General features: G+C 42.6%; 3 protein-coding genes. All 3 read right to left on the bottom strand.

Annotation, left to right across the window (positions count from 1 at the left end; genetic code table 11):
- Nucleotides 1-103 precede the first annotated feature (103 nt).
- Nucleotides 104-1,615, bottom strand: a complete 1,512-nt coding sequence (locus Q7P41_RS08655) for a tripartite tricarboxylate transporter permease (protein ID WP_303883517.1) — start codon at nucleotides 1,613-1,615, stop codon at nucleotides 104-106.
- A 17-nt stretch (nucleotides 1,616-1,632) separates the two neighbouring features.
- Entirely contained in the window at nucleotides 1,633-2,067 is a 435-nt protein-coding gene (locus tag Q7P41_RS08650; RefSeq protein WP_303883516.1) for a tripartite tricarboxylate transporter TctB family protein, read from the bottom strand.
- Between the two features lie 67 nt (nucleotides 2,068-2,134).
- Nucleotides 2,135-3,127 (bottom strand): tripartite tricarboxylate transporter substrate binding protein, encoded by a 993-nt coding sequence (locus Q7P41_RS08645; RefSeq protein ID WP_303883513.1) that lies wholly within the window; start codon nucleotides 3,125-3,127, stop codon nucleotides 2,135-2,137.
- Between the last annotated feature and the right edge of the window lie 125 nt (nucleotides 3,128-3,252).

The raw sequence follows: 3,252 nt of genomic DNA, 5'->3' as shown, positions 1-3,252 counted from the left end.
CCTTGGTCATATCCCCTTTGATTAAATGTTGTTTTATTATCTTTTCAGTTATAGTTAAACCCATCATAAGTACCCCCGTATCATTGTTAAGGTTAATGCTAGCTTAATTTGCGCTTTTTGTCGAAACACGTCGCATCTTTATATTTTTTGAAAATATAGGCCACATTACCGAAAGCAAAGTTAGTATGATAAGGGCTATACTTATGCCCGATCTAAAGAAAATCTTCAAACTTCCATCAGAAAGCATTAATGACTGACGGAATGAATTTTCCATGGAAGATCCTAAAACAACCGACAACACCATTGGAGCAATGGGGACTTTATATCGTCTCATGAAGTATCCAACAAATCCAAAAATAAGGAGCATATAAAAATCTACAACCGAAAAGTTTATAGTGTATACCCCAAAAAAAGCAATTACTACTATAAGGGGATAAAGTAGACGTCCAGGCACTGATAATAACCTGACCAATAGCCCTGCCAGTGGAAGATTAATTATTATGCAAATCAGATTCCCTACAAATAAACTTGCTATTACTCCCCATGCAATTTCCGGACGCTGCTCAAAAAGGAGAGGCCCGGGCTGTAAGCCGTAAATCATGAGGGCTCCTAGCATAACTGCAGTAGTTCCTGAGCCGGGAACTCCCAATGTCAACATGGGTATCATTGCCCCGATAGAAGCTGCATTGTTGGCAGCTTCAGGAGCTGCCAACCCTTCTGGCACGCCTGTGCCAAAACTTTCAGGTTCTTTTGACAATCGCTTTTCGTTGCTGTAAGCCATCATCGCTGCAATAGTGCCTCCAGCTCCAGGTAATACACCTATAATGAACCCAACTATAGACTCCCTTAAGATAGGCCATATACACCTGCGCCACTCTTCCAATGTGAACCATATACGACCAAAAGTTGTTTTTAAAGCATATATGCCTGTCTCTTTGATCGTTTCGTAGTTTTTAAATACCTCTCCAATACCATATATTCCTACAATTACCACTACAAAATCAATTCCCGTTTGAAGTTCTGGAATTCCAAAAGTAAAACGCAAAACTCCGGATTGAAGGTCAATGCCTACAGTTGTCACCATGAGACCAAACAACAACGACATAAAACCTTTGACGGGGCTTTCTTCAGTTAAAGATGCCGTAGCAGACAAGGCAAAGACCATCAACACAAAGTACTCGGGCGGTCCAAAACGCAGGGCAAATCTAGCAACGGGCATTGCCAAAAACAGGAAAATAACTGCCGCGATTAAGCCTCCAATGAAAGAAGCAACTGCAGATATGGCCAAAGCAGATTCCGCCTTTCCCTTTAACGTCATAGGATAACCATCAAAACACGAGGCTATAGCGGCACCATCGCCAGGAACGTTTAATAATATCGAACTGCGCGACCCTCCAAACATAGCCCCGTAATAAACGGCTGCCATGGTAATTAACGCGGTTTCCGGCTTCATCGTAAATGTCAAAGGGAGCAATAAAGCTACGCCGGTTGCTGGACCGACTCCAGGTAACATTCCAAGCACTGTTCCAAGAATACATCCTACTGACATAAAAATAATATTAACTGGCTTGGCAACGATCGTTAATCCATATAATAAATTATTAATTGCCTCCAACGTAGTTCACCTCCTTGTTATGGCATAGAGATGTACAAAACTTTTTCAAAGCAATACCAAACGCTCAATGTTAAGCAAACCGTAAGTATGATGTTCAGCAACCAGCCCCTTGTACCATTAACTAAAAATAACATCGCTCCGATAAATATAATTGTAGACGGGATGAAACCTATTCTGTTGAATAAAACGGCGTATACAGATCCTATTGACATTGTCCCTATAATCAGAAACCATGGAACTCGAGCACTGAACTTTTCACTTTTCTTCCTGCGCCGTAAACTTTCAACTAAAAGGATTGCACTACACAGAATCATAAGCACTCCCAAAGACAACGGGAAGTAAATGGGTGCCCACGGATTACCTATAAACGCCTTTGGAAGATTTAAGCTCTGAATAAAATAAGATATTCCTAAAGTAAGACCTGCAATTCCAATAATTACATCAGAGTTCATGCGATATTGCCTCCTTTCGCAAAGAGGACAGCTTTGTTCAAAGCTGTCCTCTTTGGTTGCCTAAAAGTTATTCTCCCTTATAGAAACCAATTGCCTTCAAAACTTCCTTGTATTCTTCATTCGTTTTAGCTAAGAACGCCTTGAACTCTTCTGCAGGTAAAAAACTCTTATCCCAACCATTGGTATTGCATATCTCATCCCACAATTGAGTTTTCTCCAGCTGAGCAAGTTTTTCTTCGAGATACTTTACAGCATAATTCGGCATTTCAGGAGGACCAAATAAACCACGCCAGTTAATAAATTCTGCATCAACGCCGCCTTGACGCAAGGTAGGAACATTCGCGAAAGGCCCCTCATCATATGGCTCTGGCCTTGAAATCGCAAGCACCTTAATGTCACCTGACATCATGGGTCCTTGCGTCTCTGCTAAGCCTGTGCTCAAAAGATCAATGTGTCCTCCCAATAAGGCTGCCAATTGTTGCCCCTCTTGAAAGGCGATATACACAATTTTATCCAAGTCGATTATTCCAGCTGCTTTTGCTGCAATAAGAAATTGAACGTGGTCCATTGATCCTGGTGAGGAAGTGCCACCAACCTTAACGCTTTTGGGATCCTTTTTCAGCGCTTCCATTACTTCGCTAATGGATTGATAGGGAGAATTTTTCGGTACGGCAAAAGCGCCATAATCGCTGATAAGCCTGGCTATAGGAGTAGTATCCTTAAAGGAAAGTTTAGTTTGACCAGTTAAGTTAATGAGCAAAAGTGGTGGAGAATAAACTGCAACAGTATAGGGATCTCCCTTCCGCTGTTGCAAATATGCAAGAGCCACCCCACCGCCCCCTCCTGGCTTATTGATGACCGGCATTGGTACGGGCACTAGCTTTTCCTCCTGCAGAACCCTTGCGACCATTCTGATAGTTGTATCCCATCCGCCGCCCGGACCGGCCGGTGCTATAAATTCGAAGGGTTTGCTGGGATAGTCCTGCTGCGCAATTGCCATCCCGCTTATGAAAAGAACGAACGCCATGATCCCCACGATCCATACCGCTTTCCCTCTCATTGCCATTACCTCCTTCTTGAGTATTTGAAATTAGGGGCCAATGCCCTATGAGACCAAATTACAAGTCTATCGGAATATCTATATCGAAAAGAGGTACATACTGTTGAGCGCCATGCATATCGACC

It is taken from the genome of Acetomicrobium mobile (assembly GCF_937920065.1).
This window is presented reverse-complemented; position numbering and strand designations above follow the sequence as displayed.

Bases quoted from the DNA above. Each gene is read 5' to 3' on its own strand.
- Q7P41_RS08645 (WP_303883513.1), bottom strand. From the start codon at position 3,127: ATGAGAGGGAAAGCGGTATGGATCGTGGGGATCATGGCGTTCGTTCTT.
- Q7P41_RS08650 (WP_303883516.1), bottom strand. From the start codon at position 2,067: ATGAACTCTGATGTAATTATTGGAATTGCAGGTCTTACTTTAGGAATA.